This is a genomic window from Frankia sp. CeRuru1, from assembly GCF_977966315.1.
Genome location: NZ_CDWWEW010000039.1, coordinates 1 through 16,909, shown reverse-complemented (window position 1 = coordinate 16,909; position 16,909 = coordinate 1). Strand labels below are relative to the sequence as shown.

Below are 16,909 nucleotides of genomic sequence, written 5' to 3'. Positions count from 1 at the left end.
CCTCGTTGTCCGGCAAGGTGGTCGGCGGAGTCCTCACACTGGCGCGGGACGCGGAGGTGCCTGTGCTCCTGGTGGCTGGGCGGGTTGACGCCCCCCGGCCGGAGGGGGTCCGGGCCGAGATCGCCCTTGTCGATCTTGCCGGGGGGTCGGCTATGGCGATGGCCGAGCCGCTCCGGTGGCTGCGGAGGGCCGGCGCCGAGCTGGCCCGCCGGGCCACGACCGCCCGGTGAGCGGGAGCCGACCGGTGCGGGGGAGCGGCCGGTATGGGGGGGACCGCCCGGGCCCGGCCTGTGGGTCAGACCCGGCGGTTCATCCCGGTGAGGAGGTAACCGATCTTCCGCCAGGTGTTGGGCCCGCAGACCCCATCGTCCGGGATGCGGCCGAACCACGGCGCGGCATAGCGCTGTAGGGAGGCCACCCGGGCAGTGGTCCGTGGCCCGTACACGCCATCCGGCGTTATCCGGTTGGGATCACCGGTGGGGGCCTCATGGCCAAAGATGATGTTCAGGGTGTTCTGGAGCTCCACGACGTCCGGACCACGCGATCCCTCCCGCAGGGTTGGACGGTTGTCGTAACGGTGCCGGGGATCGACGGCTGCGCCGACTCCGTTATGCCGTGCGGCGGCGAGGATGTCCCGGCGTCGGTTGGCCCGGATGTCCCCCGGGCAATTGTGGCCTCCCCACGCCTGGCCACCCATTCGGTGGGTACCGATACCGTAACCGCCGGGAGAGTCGGTGATCTCTTCCTGCCATCCGAACTCCCGCATCCCCCACTGAAAGAGCTCGCCGAGTCGGATGATTTGTAGGGGTGTGTAGTCCTCGGTCTCGTACCCTTCGCATTCGCAGGAGATCCAGTATGGATTTCCCGCCGCTTGGGCCCAGGCCCTCCGGTCGAAAGGAACGTACTGCTCGAAGTCGCCGTTCCTCGACAGCCACAGGTGTGAGCTGACCCGGCTGGCGGTGTTGTCGAACCAGCCGAACAGGGAGCCGCCGCCCACCTGGACATGTGGGATGAGGCCCCGGGTGGGTTGGATCATCGCTCCGGCCGTGTTCCGTACCGGACGGAAGCGGGCCGGCGGGTACAAGGTCGGTGCCATCGCTACCGGCCCTCCTTCCCACGCATGCCGCCGCGACAGATCCTCGTTTGGGAAATCACGATTCCGGGCCGCTTCCTGTTCATGGGGTCATCAGGTCGGTTGACCGCTACAGTCATAGTTTCCAGCCGGAGTACCGGCATGGCCATAGTGCCGGGTTGCTACGGAGGGGTCCGCATCGGGGCGGTATGCCCGGGCGTATGGCAGGTGGAAACCCTCCCGCCGGATCCGTGACAGAACGTTGCGGCGGGCCCGACCCGGTCCGGCGGTGCGCCCCCGGGCACGGACGGTCGCCGCCGCAGCCGCCACCCCTTCGACGCCTCGTCAACTCTCGGTATCGATGGGCATACTGACTGTCTTTTTGTGGATGTTTGCAGGAACCGCGGACCGGGTGGCGGAGCCCGTGTTTCGATGCCGCCTATATCGTTTTACCGCATGATCGACCCGCAGCTGGGCTCGAGAAGGAGGCATTCAATGCGGTATGCCGTATCTTTCCCGCGACGAGTCGGACGGCCGTTATCCTCCGGAGCGCCGGGAGCGGCGGCATCCGGAGGAGGTCGTCCCGCGCGGCGCGGCTCCCGGCGGGCGGGCCGGCGCGGCGGCGCGACCCGGACCACTCGGACCACTCGGACCACCCTGGCCACTCTGACCACTCTGACCACCGCCGGGGCGACCCTCGTGGTGAGCGGCATCCTGGCTCTGGTGAACGCGGGCGCCGCGCAGGCCGGTGGAGCGACCTGGGCGAACTGCCCGGGCGGGCAGGCGACGGAGGTTGGTGTGCCGGCGGCGGCCGGAGAGCCGAACAGACCCGCGACGTATCTCGACGCCGGTTTCTACGTCCATGTCGCCTCGTTGTGGCCGCCGGCCACGGCATCGCTGTGCCGGACCGGTCCAGGCCGGGGTGAGGAGGCCGGTGAGCCGATCTTCAGGTTCGGGCACCTGGGCTGCCCCGGCGGCGACGCGACCTTCGGCGTGCGCAGGCCCGCGGTGCTGGGCCGGGCGAGCGCCGACGTCCCGTCGGCGACCTGGGGAACCTACCTGCCGGCCGGCTGGTACAGCCTGGACGACCTGAGTGACCCATCGTGGACGTCGGTTTGCTGGTCGTCCAGGAGACGCTGACCGATCCCGGCCGGCGAAGCGCCGATTCCGGTCAACCGGATTAACCGGAATCGGCGCGGGAGGGCTGGACGATCAGTAGCGGTAGTGGTCGGCCTTGTACGGACCCTCGACGGGTACGCCGATGTAGTCCGCCTGCTGCTTGGTCAGCTGGGTGAGCTTCACGCCCAGCGCGTCGAGGTGCAGCCGGGCGACCTTCTCGTCGAGGTGCTTGGGTAGCACGTACACCCCGAGGGGGTAGTTTTCGGTCTTCGTGAACAGCTCGATCTGCGCGATCACCTGGTTGGTGAAGCTGTTCGACATCACGAAGCTCGGATGCCCGGTAGCGCAACCGAGATTCATCAGCCGGCCCTCGGCCAGCACGATGATCGAGTGGCCGTCCGGGAACACCCACTCGTCGACCTGCGGCTTGATGTTGATCTTCTCGATGCCGGGGGTCCTGGCCAGGCCGGCCATGTCGATCTCGTTGTCGAAGTGCCCGATGTTCGACACGATCGCCTGGTGCTTCATCGCCGCCATGTGCTCGGCGTGGATGATGTTGAAGTTGCCGGTCGTGGTGACGAAGATGTCCGCCGTCGCGACGACGTCCTCCAGGGTGGTGACCTGGAAACCATCCATCGCGGCCTGCAGGGCGCAGATCGGGTCGATCTCGGTGACGATCACCCGGGCTCCCTGGCCGCGCAGCGCGTCCGCGCAGCCCTTGCCGACGTCACCGTAGCCGCACACCACGGCGACCTTGCCGCCGATGAGCACGTCGGTGGCGCGGTTGAGACCGTCGATGACGGAGTGGCGGCAGCCGTACTTGTTGTCGAACTTCGACTTCGTCACCGAGTCGTTGACGTTGATCGCCGGGAATGCCAGCGTGCCGGCCTTCGCCATCTCATAGAGACGGTGCACGCCGGTCGTGGTCTCCTCGGTGACGCCCTTGATGTTCTTCGCGGTCTCGGTCCACCGGCCCGGCTTCTCCGCGATGGTGCGGCGCAGGGTCTCCAGGACGATCGCGTACTCCTCGCCGTCCGCGGTGTCCGTCGCGGGGACCGCGCCGGCCGCCTCGAACTGGGCGCCCTTGTGGACGAGCAGGGTCGCGTCGCCGCCGTCGTCGAGGATCATGTTCGGGGTGCCGCCGCCCGGCCAGGCCAGCGCCTGGTCCGTGCACCACCAGTACTCCTCGAGGGTCTCGCCCTTCCAGGCGAAGACCGGCACGCCCCGCGGGTCGTCCTTGCTGCCGTTCGGCCCGACGACGACGGCGGCGGCCGCGTGGTCCTGGGTGGAGAAGATGTTGCAGGAGACCCAACGGACGTCGGCGCCGAGCGCTACCAAGGTCTCGATCAGCACCGCGGTCTGAATTGTCATGTGCAGGGAGCCCATAATGCGGGCGCCCCTGAGGGGCTGGCTGGCCGCGTATTCCGCCCGGGTGGCCATGAGGCCGGGCATCTCGTGCTCGGCAAGCCGGATCTCCTTGCGGCCGAACTCGGCCAGTGCGAGATCCGCGACCTTGAACTCGAAACTCATGCCCTCTCCTTCGACGCTCGGGCGGCTGCCGAGCCTATACGGCGGATGTCTCGTCCTGGTTTCCACCCGCCATCGGCCGCGGCCGTGATGCGCCGGCCTTGGAACGGGTTTCTTGAGCGTCCCACATGTCGCCGCGTTGACGAAGACCCGGTCCGGTCCTGTCGCCGACCGCCGGACCCGGGTCGGCCTGGCGTGGCTGGTGCACCCAGCCGCGCTCGTCCGCCCAGATCAACAGGGGTGGGAGGACGACCAGCGCGGACAGCAGGGCGACAGCGACGTTGAGGGCGACCAGCAGACCGAAGTCGCGCAGCAGCGGCAGGGAGCTGAAGGCCAGGACGGCGACCCCGATCACGGCGGCGAGCGCGGAGACCACGAAGGCGCGTCCGGTGCGGGCCGCGGTCTGGTCGACGGCCTCCTTCGGCGTCAGGCCGCGTCGACGCTCCGCCAGGTGGCGAAGCACGAGCAGGGTGGTGAACTCGCTGCCCAGCGCGATGACGAGCGGGCCGCCGACCGCGGTGAGCGGGCTGAGGTCGACGCCGGCCAGCCAGGCGATCATGGAGCTGAGTCCGACCGCGATCAGCACCGGCACCAGCGACAGGACCGCCCGGACGATGCTGCGGTGCCAGACCAGCAGCATGAGCAGGACGCCGACCAGCGCGAAGTAGGTCAGCTGGGTCCGGTTCTTCGTGAAGTTCTCCAGCAGCCCGGTGCCGACCACGGCGAGGCCCGACGGGGTGGCGCGTACCCCTTGCGGCGGATGGACCGTGTCCCGGATGTCGTCGACGATCATGGCCCGCCGTTCCAACGAGCCCGATCCGGTGCGGAAGACGAGGTTGAGCGCGTTGTGGGCCAGGTTCACCGTGGCGCGCTGGATGTCAGGCGGCGCCGCGGCGTAGCCGAGCCGGATGTCCTGACCCGTCGGCAGGACGACCGTCGTGTTCGGCACCTCCATCATGAAGCTGATGGTCGTGACGAGGCTCGACGCGGTCAGCAGGTCGGCCGGGTCCTTCGCGAGCCGGGTGTTCGCGAACTCGGCGAGGAAGGAGACGGTGGCGTCGTCGAAGACGTTCGGCGACTGGACGTAGATGCCCAGCTCGCTGGCGGATCCGGTGCTCGCGCGCAGCGTGTTGATGTTCTTGATGACCTGGCTCTGCTGGTCGACCCATTTCTCCGGATCGGTCTGGATCTTCAGTGTGCCGTCGGTGACGATCCCGACGGCGAAGACCGCGACGGACACGACGGCGAGCGGGACCGCGGTGATCCGTGGCAGGGATCCCAGGATGATCACCATCCGACCCAGCGGGCCGTGGGTGTAGTCCTTCGGGGGGGTCGGCCGGCGACGTTCCCGCAGGCCCAACGAGGCGGTGAGAAGCAGGATCGTGGCGATGACGATCACCGGCAGGCCCAGGGCGAGCAGCGTGCCGAAGTCCCGGATCATCGGGACGTCGCTGAACTCCAGCGCGAGGAAGGACAGCACCGCGGCGACGGTGGCGGCGCTCAGCGCGGGCAGCAGCCCGGCCAGGGCCGCGATGACGGGATGGCCGGCCCGGGCCAGCTGGGCCTCCTCCTCCACCCGGCTGTGGAGCTGGACGGCGAAGTCGATGCCGACGCCGAGCAGCACCGGCAGACCGGAGATGGTCACCACCGACAGTGGGATGCCCGCGTAGCCGGCGAGGCCGAACGCCCAGATGAGGCCGACGGCGACGACGCCGAGCGGGAGCAGCCGCCAGCGCACCGCGAAGGCGACGAGCAGCAGGCCGGCCATCAGCGCCAGGGAGATGCCCCCGAGGGTGGCGAACCCGCCGCGCAGGTAGTCGTTGAGGTCGCGGAGCAGCGCGGGCGCCCCGGTCGACGTTGTCGTCGCATTATCGAATATGCGTTCGGATACGGCTTTCTCGACCAGGGTCGCGGCCTGGCCCTCGGTCGTGAGGGAGGCGTTGCCCCGCAGTCGGGTGACCATCTGGCTGGTGGATTCGGTCGGGAAGAATGGCTTGATCGACTTGCGGATGGCACCCGTGTTGTCGCGGAGCAGGAAGGAGACCCATGCCGGGTTGTCGTAGACCCGCTCGGCCACCGGGATCGCCTGCATCCGCTGCAGGGTCGTGATGGAGTCGGCGAGGCGCCGCTGGGCGGAGGCCGGATCCGGGTCGCGGCGCTGGGCGCCGAGCAGGATCTTCCCGGCGGGGCTGTTGACGGGATTGCCGTCCGGGCTCGTGACCAGGTTGTTCGTGAACTCCAGCGCCGCGAGCGGGGTGATCACCGATTCGATCCGGTCATCGGCGTCGAGGCTGGCCTGCAACTCCCGGAACTGGCTGATGTTGCGCTTGGTGAACAGGTCCTCGAGTCGTTCGCCCTTGTCCAGGGTGAACAGCGTGACCATCGCCTGGCCGCCGAAGAGGGACTGGTAGGCGACGTTGTCCCGGGCGACCTGGGAGTCGGGGTTCAGATAGTTGTCCTGGCCGGTGGTGAACTCCAGCCGGGTGGTTCCGAACCCCAGGGCGGCGGTGACGAGCAGCGCCACGACGGCGACGATGCCCGAGCGCCGACTGACCATACTGACCATACGGACGAGTGCCACCGATGGCCCGGACCCGTGGTCCGGGCCCGACCCGTGGTCCGGGCCCGAGGGGCGGCCTGGCTCCGACCGGTGTTCGGGCCGGCCGGGATGATCGGCTGGATCGCCGGTGGACGGGGAAGGCGTAGGCATCGGTCACGCTCCGGAGCTATCCGTGTTGCCTCCGGATCGACGCGCGTTACCTGTCGGCCCGACGGCTGTGTCCCTGCTGTATAGCGCAGCAGGTCACACCGCCTGAAGGCCCCGGGGCAGCCGATTTCGCCGGAAAATGCTTCAGGCGATCAACATGCCCTGGGCCTGGCTCCCCGCGCTCGGGCCTGCCCGGGGTCAGACGCCCGCGGACTCCCGTGACGGTCGGAGTTCGACGAGCGAGTCGTAGCTCGGGAAGAAGAGCCCCTCGTGCCCGTCATCCCAACGCACGACGAACGGCGGGCCTCCGTCCTCGCCGCGTACCTCGACCACGGTCCCGTGTCGTTCTGGGCTGCCCACCGTGCGGCCGTGGACGACGAACCTCTCTCCGACGGATGCGAACATCATGATGGCCGACCTCCCTGCCGGGCGATCCGGTCTGTTCCGCCTGGATGCTCCGGTGACCGATCGCATGCGCGTGCTCTTTCTGCCTAGCACGGGGTGCCGGTCGCGGCATATTCGGAGTCCGAAAGGTCGCGAATTCCCGGCTCAGGACAGCCGCTCGACGACCAGCGCCATGCCCTGCCCGCCGCCGACGCACATCGTCTCCAATCCGATGGTCGTGTCGGTGGTGTGTAGTCCGTTCAGCAGGGTGGTGAGTAGGCGGGCGCCGGTCATCCCGAACGGGTGACCGAGCGCGATCGCGCCACCGTGCACGTTCAGCTTCGCGACGTCGAGCCCGAGTGCCCGGTAGGCCGGGATGACCTGCGCCGCGAATGCCTCGTTCAGCTCTACCAGGTCGACGTCGTCGATCGTCATCCCCGCCCGGGCCAGGGCCCGCCGGGACGCCTCCACCGGGGCCAGGCCCATGATCTCCGGTGACAGCGCGCTGACGCCGGTGGAGACGATCCGGGCCAGCGGGGTGATGCCGAGCTCGCGGGCCCTGGTGTCGCTCATGACGATGACCGCAGCGGCTCCGTCGTTGAGCGGGCAGGCGTTACCGGCCGTGACGGTACCGTCTGGGCGGAACACCGGCCTGAGGGCGGCCAGCGCCCGCATCGTGGTTCCCGGCCGGGGACTGTCGTCGCTGTCGATCACCCCGCCGTCGGGCAGCGGCACCGGAATGATCTCCCGCTTGAAGAAGCCGTCCGCGACGGCCCGCTCCGTCAGGTTCTGCGAGCGGCAGGCGTACTCGTCCTGTTCGAGGCGGCTCACGCCGGCGAGCTGGGCCACGTTCTCGGCGGTCTGCCCCATAGCGATGTAGACGTCGGGCAGTTCGCCGGCCGCCCGGGGATCCGTCCAGGGCGCGGACCCCGCCTGCGCGCGGGCCGCCGTACGGGCCTGGGCCTCGCAGTAGCGCGGGTTCTGGGTGTCCGGCAGGCTGTCGCTGTTGCCCCTGACGAAGCTGCTGACGACCTCCACCCCGGCGGCGATGAACGCGTCGCCCTCTCCCGCGCGGACGGCGTGCGCGGCCATCCGCAGAGCCTGCAGGGAGGAGGCACAGTACCGGGAGACCGTCGTGCCGGGAACGGTGTCGAACCCGAGGCTGACGGCGACGACGCGGCTGATGTTGTGTCCCTGTTCGCCTCCGGGTAGCCCGCAGCCGATGATGAGATCGTCGATATCGGCCGGGTCGAGGGCCGGAACCTGGTCCAGGGCTGCCCGGACGATGACGGCCGCGAGGTCGTCGGCCCGCATCCCCCGCAGCGAACCCTTGAACGCCCGCCCGATCGATGACCGGGTTGCGGCGACGACGACGGCCTCGGTCACATGCCCTCCCAGTTCTTGGCGTTCCGGGTGTTCCCGGTGTTCCCGGTGTTTCCGGGTGTTTCCGGGTGTTCCCGGTGTTCTTGGCGGCAGGGTCGCGGGAGCCGCGGTCCCTGCGGCTAAATGATCAAAACTCTAACGCGGACGAGCGCCCGCGGTCGCGGGTGGCCGAGCCGACGCGGCGAGGGGGACCCGTCGGGTTACGCTTTGATCATCCCGTCGCCAGCGAGCCGGATGGCGTGCCCGATGCGAGCAGACCTTGGTACACCCCGTGATGTCGCGGCCCTCGCCGCGGCCGCGGGCGAACTGCGCGAGCGCGCCGCCCGGCTGCGCCGGCTCGCCCCGGAGGTGGCCGGGGTGCTGGCCGGTGTGTGTACCGCCGACACCCCGCGGGCCTGGCGGTCACCGTGGCGGATCCGGTGCGCCGCCCGGCTGGACGACTGGCAGCGGGCGCTCGACGTCGGCGCCGGGGTGCTGCGCGATCGGGCCGGGCTGCTCGACTGGCTCGCCGAGCGGTACGACGAGCGTGCCCACGCCTTGCGCCTCGGTCTCGGCGCGGCTGCCGTGGTATCCGCCGATGAGCTCGCCCGGCTGCGCCGGTTCGACGCGTCCGGCGGCGTCGGGAACGACCCACGGATGTGGATGCTGGCCCACCGACTGGCCACCGGCGGCACCGGGGACGGCAGGCCCGCCGGGACGGTCCCGATTGACGAAACCGTTCTGTTCGATCCGGTCCTGCTGGGCGTCCTGTCCGACCGCCTGCGGGCAGCGGGCGACCGGTCGGCCGCCCTGGCCCGGGCCGTCGCCGCGGACGGGGGACGGTTGAGCCGGCTGCCCGGTCCGTTCGGTGGCGCGGACTGGTCCGGTCCGCACGGCCTGTTCGGGGAGCGCAAACCGCCCGGTCTGGCCGGCTCGTCCGGTCCGGCTGGCTCGTCCGGACGGGACGACCCCGTCGGGTTCGGGCTGCACGCGGTCGCCGTCGGAGCGCCGGCCATGGCGCGCGGCATCGACCGGCGGATGGCGCGTTTCGCCGCAGCCGAGCTGGTCGCCCGCATCGGCACGGATCCGGCGGCAGTGACCGTCAATGATCTGGCGGCGATCAGCGCTCGGCTGGCTGGCCTGTCCGCGGCGATGCGCCAGGCGGCCATCTCCCGGTTGCGCGGCCGGCCCCTGGCGGTCCTTGCCGCAGTGGCCGCCCGGGTGATCGAAAATCCGGGCCCCGGCATCCTTCGCTACCTGCCGGCGCTGGCCGACCTCACCGACACCCTGATCGCCGGGGCCTCCTCGGCCATGATCGGAGACCTCCTGCTGGCCTTCCCATGGCTCGAACCCGGCTACCCTGTCGTCCGCGGACGCCCCGGCGAGGTCGTGGCGGTCGACCGCACTGGCGACCCGACGGTGCGTGACGGGATCAGCCCGAGCGATGTGGGGCAGGGCGGCGTCGCCGACTGCTACCTTGTCGCGGCGCTGATCGGCATCGCCCGCCAGGATCCTGGGCTGCTCGCGGAGCGGCTGCGGGCCAACCCCAACGGCACTGTCACGATCACCATGCACCCCCGCGGACCGGCCGGCGCCGGCGTGGGCGTCACCGTCACGGCCGCACTGCCCGCTCGTCGGGTCCAGCCGCCGTACGGGCGGTCAGAGGATCGATCGGAGGATGAGACCCCCGGGCCGCAGGCGCCGGGCACCTCCCGGTCGCGTGCGGCCGGGTACGAGGAGGTCGCGATGGACGGCGACGACGCGGCGGGACGGCCGGAGCTGTGGCCGGCGCTGTACGAGAAGGCCTACGCCCGGCTGCACGGCGGCTATCCCGCCATCGAATTCGGAAATGCGGCGACGGCCCTGCGGACGCTCACCGGGCGATCGGCGCACGTGCTCGCCGCCCACGAGGCGACCGTTCCCGCCCTCGGGGAGCTCCTCGCCGGCGGCGAGGTGGTGATTGTGACCACCCGGCGTCGAACCCGACCCGGCGGGCTCGTCGCGGCGCACGCCTACACCCTGCTCGCCGTGGACGCGGCGCGCCGGCGGGTGCTGCTGCGTAATCCGTGGGATCCGGCGCCCGGGCAGAACAACGAGCGGTGGTACGCCTGGGACGGGATCCTCCCGGACACGCATGCGGTCGTGCACGGCCCGACCCGTTGACGGCCGGTCGCCGCTGCCCCGCTACCACTGCCGAATGATCGCCACCGGGGTGGGGCAGTGAAGCATGCACTGGTGGCTGACCGATCCCAGCAGCAGCTCGGCGAAGCCGCCGTGACCGCGGGCGCCGACGACGACGAGATCGCACTCGCGGCCCTTGACGATCAAGGCCTGGGTGGCCGAGGCGGGCACCACCATGGCCCGTAGGTCCAGTCCGGCCGGCAGTTGGCCGCGGTCGCGGACGCCCGCGATGGACTCGTCGAGCACGGCCCGGGCCTGGTCCTCCAGGGCCTGGGTGATCTCCCCCGGTGCCTCGGCGAACGGCAACGGGATCGCCGCGAGCCAGGCGTGCACGGCGATCAGCGGAACCCCGCGCAGCGCGGCCTCCCCAGCGGCCCAGGCGAGGGCCGACAGTGCGTTGGGGGAGCCGTCCACACCCACGGCGATCGGCCGGGACAGTCGGGACGGCGCGCCGGCCGGGGTCGTGCCTTCGGCGGCGGTCGCACCCGAGCCGATGGTCGCACCCGAGCTGGCGATGGCGGCCTCGACATCACCGCGGGCGATCACGACCGGAACCGTGGCGTGTACGGCGACGGAGGCACTGACCGACCCGATTCGCAGCCGGTGCAGCAGTCCCTGCCCCCGGGCACCGACCACGATCATGCGGGCGTCGCGGCCGACCGTCAGCAGGGCCTCCGCGCCCGGCAGGTCCACGGCCTGCTCCGCCACGGAGACGGTCGATCCCGGTGGCATGACCGCCGTCACGGTCTTGTGTAGCGTCCGCTCGGCCGCCTGCGCCAGACCGGCCCGCATCCCGGACTGTGCCGTACCACGGGCGAAGCCGATCACGGCTCGGATGCCGCAGCCCCGCCACTCCGCCTCGGTGAACGCCCAGCGCAGCGCCGTGTGGGAGCCCGCGGAACCATCGACCCCGACCACGATGTCGGCCATCGTCCGCCTCCTTCGAAGCCCGGTCCGGGATACCCGGCTGGTCGGCCTGGAACCCCGTCCGCCAGCGGGGAGGCCAACGCGGGGGAGGCCAACGCGGGGGAGGCCAACGTGGAGTGGAGCTGCCCGCCGATCAACAGCTTCCGGTGTTGTTTTCGTGTGTTCGAGCCAGATGAACCCTACGTTGGGCCATCCTTCCCACGCATCGGCATGATCCATGGTGGGAAGTGGTGAATGGTTGGGTCGCGGGTCCCCGGTAACCCCGTAGTCGGACCGGAAGCCACTGGGCGCCAGCGGCTCCCCTGCCGTGATCGATCGATAAGACGACGAGGTACGACAATGGAGATCCACGATCCCTGTCGTCGGCGACGGTGGTTGGCGTCCGTTGTGTGGCGGCGGGTCGATCTGGTGAGGTGGCTGTTCCCGTCCGGCCTCGCCGGGCAAGGACGAAGAACGCCGTGACCGGGCGGTCCGGTTTCTCCCGGTGTTCCGGTTCCCGGCGATTTTTCTTGTGCGCCGAGTCCCGTCGTCGTTCCGGCTACCGGTGGGCTGGTTCAACCGGTGAGCGCGCCCGGACTCTCCTCCGCACGTGCCGTGGGCAGGGCGTACCCGGGCGCGGTCGCCGCGCCGGCCATCCCTCCGGCGAGATGGAGGGGGGATCCTCCACCCCGCCGGGTCCTCCTCCCCGGGGATGCCGTCCCGTCCGGTGACGCAGTAATAAGAATTTGAAGATGACGGATTCAAAATCTGGTTCTGGTGTCACCAGATGAGGTTGAAGGCAGGGAGAGGAACTGCTCGGGAGGTCTTTCCGGATGGCCCGGTGTGGCCTTTTCGTGGCCGCCGGCCCCATCTTTTGCTTTGCGTCAGTCGCGCGATGTTTGATGCGTCTGTCGCACCACGAATCCCCAACGAGGGTGATGAAGTCATGTCCTCTTCATGTGAATGTGGTGGCCCTCCCCAGGAGCCTCCCGTCCAGGCACGGAGTACCGTGCCTGGACAGACGTCGACCGGTCCCCGACCCACCGAACCCGTCCAGGTCGGCATGATCCCCGGGCAACCTGCCCTGATCCGCTCGGGCGGGCGCAGTCCGTCAGCTTCGAGTGACCCCGCCGAGGAAGGGAGGCACGTGGCGTCGGCCGTGACCCAGCTTGCCCTCCCCGGTGCTCTGGTTCTGGTCCGTGCGCAGGAGTCGGGCACGCTGGTGTCCGATCGCGGGGGATGGCAGCGGGCGGTGCTGCGGGCGGCCCTGCCGTCGGCGGCGAAGCTGGTCGCGTTGACGCTGGCGAGCCACGTCGCCGAGGTTCCGCCGGCGGCGCCCGCCGGTGCCGCGGTGAGCGCTCCCGGCCTGGTCACCCTGGTCGCGGAGACCGGTTACAGCCGGACCCACGTGCAGCGCCAGATCACCAGGCTGCGCAACCAGGGCTGGTTGGCGACGGTGGCCCGGCCCGCGGCCGGCAGGACGACGCGGTTAGCCCTGAGCATCCCCGAGGCCGCCGTGCGGGCAGGTGAGGTCCGCTTGGTCGAGGCCGACGTCGCCTCCTCGTCGGCGGCATCGGCCCCGGCGGCATCGGCCCCGGCGGCATCGGCCCCGGCGGCGTCGGCCCCGGCGGCATCGGAGGCCGGCTCGGCAACCGCCGCCTCGGCCGCGCCCGCCCGTCGGCGCCGCGGCGGTCGCCGTAGCCGGGTCGGTATGCGGACGGCGTCTGCGGTCGGCCGTCGTTCCCGGGCGATGGCGTCCGTGGCGACCGATGGCTCGCCTGGTACCGCCAGCCCGGCGGTCAACCTCGCCCCCTCGAGGGGCGCCGACCGCCCGGACCGCCCGGACACCGCCGGTTCGGATGATCCGGACACCGCCCGTTCAGACCAGCCGGAGCCGGGTGACACCCGACCGGACGGCGACACCCAACCGGCCCCGGCCGTGGGCACCGTCGATCCCGCCACCCGCGGGGCTGTGACGGACGAGCCACGCGTCCTGACGGACGAGACCACTGGGGCAGCGGACGCGTCGACCCCCGAACCGGAGCGGGCCGCCGAACCGGAGCGGGCCGCCCCGACAGTCCCGTTGCCCCCTCCGCCGCCCGAGCCGATGACCCTGGCCGCCAGCCAGGTGATCACGGTCCTCGCGAACGCGATGCGGCGCCCGACGTCCGACTACCTGGCCATCTACCAGAAACTGCGGGTGATCCTGGAGGAAGACAGCTGGGAACCGGTCGAACTGGCCCTGCATCTAGTGCACATCATCACGACCGGTGTCCTGGTCGGGGACGGCGACGAGATCGACAATCTGTCCTGGCGGCTCGATCGCCTGCCCAGGGCGTCTGCCGACTGCAACTGCCGCGCCTGCCTGGAGAACCGGGGGATCAGGACCGGACCGACGCCGGGTTCCACCGTCCCGAACCAGGGGCGCGGGCGCTACACCCGCTCCGCGAAGGAGAAGGGACCCGCGCCCGGACGCCCAGGATGGGAGGCCTACGGGTCCCGAGCCGCCCGCCCGGAATCCGAGGCGCCGCCCGTGTCGATCCCGCGGCCACCGCTGGAGGCCATCGAGGAGGCCGCTCGCGCGGGACGCGCGCATGCCCAGATGGCGAGCCAGTCGGCGGCTGACGGCGCGGCCTGAGCCGGTCGGCCCGTGGTCCGGCTCGCCCGCCGCAGCGCGCGGCGGCGGGCGGCGGATGGTGACGGTCGGTGGCGGATGGTGTTGCATAGTCCCAGCGACAGCCCATCATGGGAAGTCATGGTGACCCAGGAACGTAGCGCGCAGGCCCCGTCTTTCAGGGCGGGGCTAGCGCATCAACGACAGCGTGACAAGCAAGCCTGCTATCCTGTCACTTATAGGGTCGAAGGTGGTGAAGCGGGCGTACCGCTACCGTTTCTACCCGACCCCGGAGCAGGCCGCTCAGCTCGCGCAGACGTTCGGCTGTGTGCGCTACGTGTACAACCGGGCGCTCGCGGAACGGCACCGGGCCTGGTTCCAGGAGCAGCGGCGGGTCACCCACGCCGAGACCGACCGGATGCTCACCGGCCGGAAACGCGACCCGGGCACACTCTGGCTCGCCGAGCCATCGAAAGGGCCGTTGCAGGCCGCGTTACGGAACCTGCAAACCGCCTACGTGAACTTCTGGGAGAAGCGCGCCGGCTACCCCTTGTTCAAGAAGAAGGGCAAGACCGCCGATTCGGCGGCCTACTCCCGGAACTGCTTCACGTTCCGGGACGGGCAGATCAAGCTAGCGAAGCAGGACGGGCCGTTGGACATCATCTGGTCGCGCCCGCTGCCCGAGGGGGCGGAGCCGTCGCAGGTGACGGTGTCACGGAACTCGCGCGGCCAGTACCACATCTCAATCCTGGTCGAGGAGACCATCATCCCCCTGTCCCCGCGTGCGGGTCAGGTCGGTGTCGACGCGGGTATCACCTCGCTGCTCACCCTGTCGACCGGGCAGAAGGTCACCAACCCGCGGCACGAGAAGCGGGACCGTGCCCGGCTGGCCCGCGCGCAGCGGGAGCTGTCCCGCAAACAGAAGGGGTCGGCGAACCGAGCGAAGGCCCGGCTGCGGGTGGCGCGGATCCACGGCCGGATCCGCGACCGGCGCCGGGATCATCTCCACAAGCTGTCCACGAGGATCATCCGCGAGAACCAAACGGTGGTCATCGAGGACCTGGCGGTCCGCAACATGGTCCGCAACCATTCGCTTGCACGGGCAATCTCCGACGCTTCGTGGTCGGAGCTGCGGCGGATGCTGGAGTACAAGGCCGGCTGGTACGGCCGGACCGTCATCGCGATCGACAGGTTCTATCCGTCGTCCAAGACGTGCTCGGTGTGCGGGTCGATCGCAAACACGATGCCGCTCGACGTCCGGACATGGGCCTGCCGTGGCTGTGGCGCCGTCCACGACCGGGACGTGAACGCGGCAATCAACATTCCGGCCGCGGGGCTCGCGGTGTCCGCCTGTGGAGACGGAGTGAGACCGCCTCGCTCCTGACGCGAGGAGGCATCCGTTGGTGAAGCAGGAACCCGCACCGCGAGGTGTGGGAATCCCCGGCCTTCAGGCCGGGGAGGATGTCAATGATTCCGGGTCGGACGGCGGCTATGACGCCGACGTGATCGTGATCGGGAGCGGGTTCGGCGGCAGCGTCAGCGCGCTACGGCTCGCGGAGAAGGGCCATCGTGTCCTCGTGCTGGAGGCCGGTCGCCGGTTCACCCCGGGCACGCTGCCGAAGAACAGCTGGCACGTTCGCCGGTACCTGTGGCTGCCGCGGTTGGGCTGCCACGGCATCCAGAAGATCACCTGGTTGGGTCGGGTCGTGGTGCTGTCCGGAACGGCGGTCGGTGGCGGCTCGGTCGTCTACGCGAACACGCTGTACCGCCCGCTCGACGCCTTCTATACCGACCCGCAGTGGCGGGACATCACTGACTGGCGCCGTGAGCTGGAGCCGTTCTTCGACCAGGCCGAACGCATGCTCGGGGTGAATCCCAACCCGACGACGACGTACTCCGACGAGGTGTTTCGCACGGTCGCCGAGGAGATGAGGGCCGGGTCCACCTTCGCGGCGGCGCCGGTCGGTGTCTTCTTCGGCCGCGACGGCCGCCGGGAACCCGGCGTGCGGGTCCCCGACCCGTACTTCGGCGGCGCCGGCCCGGCTCGGACGGGATGCGTGGAGTGCGGGGAGTGCATGAGCGGCTGCCGTCGAGGGGCCAAGAACACCCTCGACTGTAACTACCTGTACCTGGCCGAGCGGGCCGGTGTGCGGGTAGTCCCGGACGCCACGGTCACGGCCGTCCGGCCACGCTCGACTGGCGGGTACGAGCTCGACATGGTCCGGACGGGGGGTCTCGTACGGCATCGGCGACGTACCCTCACCGCGGAGCAGGTCGTGTTCGCCGCCGGCACCCTGGGGACCCAGCGGCTGCTGCTGGCGATGAAACAGAGCGGTGACCTGCCGGCGTTGTCCGACCGGCTCGGTCATCTCACCCGGACGAACTCCGAGGCGATCCTGGGCGCATCCAGGCTGCGCCCCGATCGGCGGATCGCCCGGGGAGTCGCGATCACCTCGTCCTTCCACCCCGACGAGCACACCCACATCGAACCCGTGCGCTACGGCCGGGGGAGCAACCTGATGGCACTGATCAGTGCGTCGATGACCGACGGCGGCGGGCGGGTGCCGCGCTGGCTGAAATACCTGCGTCAGGTCGTGCTCCACCCGCATCAGGCGCTGGCGTCGTCACTGCCCTGGCGATGGTCCGAGCGGACCATCATCGCGCTGGTCATGCAGTCGTGGGACAACTCGTTGATCGTTTCCCTGCGCCGTGGACCGTTCGGTCTCGGCTGGCTGACGAGCCGGCAAGGACACGGTGAGCCGAACCCCTCCTGGATCCCGGAGGGCAACGACGCCGCCCGCCGGATCGCGGCCAGGATGGGCGGTTACCCCGGCGGGTCGATCGGCGAGATCGCCAACATCCCGCTGACCGCGCACATCCTCGGCGGGGCCCCCATCGGCACGGATCCCACCACCGGAGTGATCGATCCCTATCACCGGGTCTTCGGATACGAGGGGCTGCACGTCGTCGACGGCGCTGCGGTCTCGGCGAACCTCGGCGCGAACCCGTCGTTGACCATCACCGCGCAGGCCGAACG

The 16,909-nt window shown here is 70.4% G+C and carries 12 protein-coding genes; 6 read left to right on the top strand and 6 right to left on the bottom strand.

Annotation, left to right across the window (positions count from 1 at the left end):
* Window positions 1-230 (top strand): glycerate kinase (locus AC08OP_RS05095; RefSeq protein ID WP_476613134.1); only part of this gene is annotated, 230 nt, incomplete at its 5' end.
* A gap of 65 nt (window positions 231-295) precedes the next feature.
* Here the strand turns inward: AC08OP_RS05095 and AC08OP_RS05090 are convergent.
* Window positions 296-1,096 (bottom strand): peptidoglycan recognition protein family protein, encoded by an 801-nt coding sequence (locus AC08OP_RS05090; protein WP_476613133.1) that lies wholly within the window; start codon window positions 1,094-1,096, stop codon window positions 296-298.
* Between the two features lie 471 nt (window positions 1,097-1,567).
* On the opposite strand from AC08OP_RS05090, the gene AC08OP_RS05085 reads away from it, so the two are divergent.
* Window positions 1,568-2,212 (top strand): hypothetical protein, encoded by a 645-nt coding sequence (locus tag AC08OP_RS05085; RefSeq protein WP_476613132.1) that lies wholly within the window; start codon window positions 1,568-1,570, stop codon window positions 2,210-2,212.
* A gap of 72 nt (window positions 2,213-2,284) precedes the next feature.
* Here the strand turns inward: AC08OP_RS05085 and ahcY are convergent, their stop codons facing one another.
* From ahcY to AC08OP_RS05065, 4 genes are all read right to left on the bottom strand, one after another.
* Window positions 2,285-3,721, bottom strand: a complete 1,437-nt coding sequence (ahcY, locus tag AC08OP_RS05080; protein ID WP_476613131.1) for an adenosylhomocysteinase — start codon at window positions 3,719-3,721, stop codon at window positions 2,285-2,287.
* A 34-nt stretch (window positions 3,722-3,755) separates the two neighbouring features.
* Complete coding sequence (locus tag AC08OP_RS05075) at window positions 3,756-6,284, bottom strand: efflux RND transporter permease subunit (protein ID WP_476613130.1); 2,529 nt, start codon at window positions 6,282-6,284, stop codon at window positions 3,756-3,758.
* Between the two features lie 339 nt (window positions 6,285-6,623).
* Window positions 6,624-6,830 (bottom strand): DUF1918 domain-containing protein, encoded by a 207-nt coding sequence (locus AC08OP_RS05070; protein ID WP_035729341.1) that lies wholly within the window; start codon window positions 6,828-6,830, stop codon window positions 6,624-6,626.
* 144 nt (window positions 6,831-6,974) lie between these two features.
* The gene (locus AC08OP_RS05065; protein WP_476613129.1) at window positions 6,975-8,195 is read right to left on the bottom strand and encodes an acetyl-CoA C-acetyltransferase; all 1,221 of its coding nucleotides are present in this window, start codon (window positions 8,193-8,195) and stop codon (window positions 6,975-6,977) included.
* Between the two features lie 243 nt (window positions 8,196-8,438).
* Between AC08OP_RS05065 and AC08OP_RS05060 the strand changes: the two genes are divergently transcribed.
* Window positions 8,439-10,334: a C2 family cysteine protease gene (locus AC08OP_RS05060; protein WP_476613128.1), complete on the top strand. Its 1,896-nt coding sequence runs from the start codon at window positions 8,439-8,441 to the stop codon at window positions 10,332-10,334.
* Between the two features lie 21 nt (window positions 10,335-10,355).
* On the opposite strand, the gene AC08OP_RS05055 is transcribed toward AC08OP_RS05060, so the two are convergent.
* Window positions 10,356-11,282 (bottom strand): universal stress protein, encoded by a 927-nt coding sequence (locus AC08OP_RS05055; protein WP_476613127.1) that lies wholly within the window; start codon window positions 11,280-11,282, stop codon window positions 10,356-10,358.
* 1,123 nt (window positions 11,283-12,405) lie between these two features.
* Here AC08OP_RS05055 and AC08OP_RS05050 point away from each other — a divergent pair.
* From AC08OP_RS05050 to AC08OP_RS05040, 3 genes are all read left to right on the top strand, one after another.
* A complete protein-coding gene (locus AC08OP_RS05050) occupies window positions 12,406-13,896 on the top strand; it encodes a hypothetical protein (RefSeq protein WP_476613126.1) in 1,491 nt (496 codons plus the stop codon).
* A gap of 226 nt (window positions 13,897-14,122) precedes the next feature.
* Window positions 14,123-15,256 carry an RNA-guided endonuclease InsQ/TnpB family protein gene (locus tag AC08OP_RS05045; protein ID WP_476613141.1) on the top strand — a complete coding sequence of 378 codons (1,134 nt, stop codon included), beginning with the start codon at window positions 14,123-14,125 and terminating at the stop codon, window positions 15,254-15,256.
* 124 nt (window positions 15,257-15,380) lie between these two features.
* The coding region (locus tag AC08OP_RS05040) for an FAD-dependent oxidoreductase (RefSeq protein WP_476613140.1) at window positions 15,381-16,909 on the top strand (1,529 nt) is incomplete at its 3' end.

Coding starts and splice junctions, on each gene's coding strand:
- AC08OP_RS05090 (WP_476613133.1), bottom strand. CDS start 1,096: ATGGCACCGACCTTGTACCCGCCGGCCCGCTTCCGTCCGGTACGGAAC.
- AC08OP_RS05085 (WP_476613132.1), top strand. CDS start 1,568: ATGCGGTATGCCGTATCTTTCCCGCGACGAGTCGGACGGCCGTTATCC.
- ahcY (WP_476613131.1), bottom strand. CDS start 3,721: ATGAGTTTCGAGTTCAAGGTCGCGGATCTCGCACTGGCCGAGTTCGGC.
- AC08OP_RS05075 (WP_476613130.1), bottom strand. CDS start 6,284: ATGGTCAGTATGGTCAGTCGGCGCTCGGGCATCGTCGCCGTCGTGGCG.
- AC08OP_RS05070 (WP_035729341.1), bottom strand. CDS start 6,830: ATGTTCGCATCCGTCGGAGAGAGGTTCGTCGTCCACGGCCGCACGGTG.
- AC08OP_RS05060 (WP_476613128.1), top strand. CDS start 8,439: ATGCGAGCAGACCTTGGTACACCCCGTGATGTCGCGGCCCTCGCCGCG.
- AC08OP_RS05055 (WP_476613127.1), bottom strand. CDS start 11,282: ATGGCCGACATCGTGGTCGGGGTCGATGGTTCCGCGGGCTCCCACACG.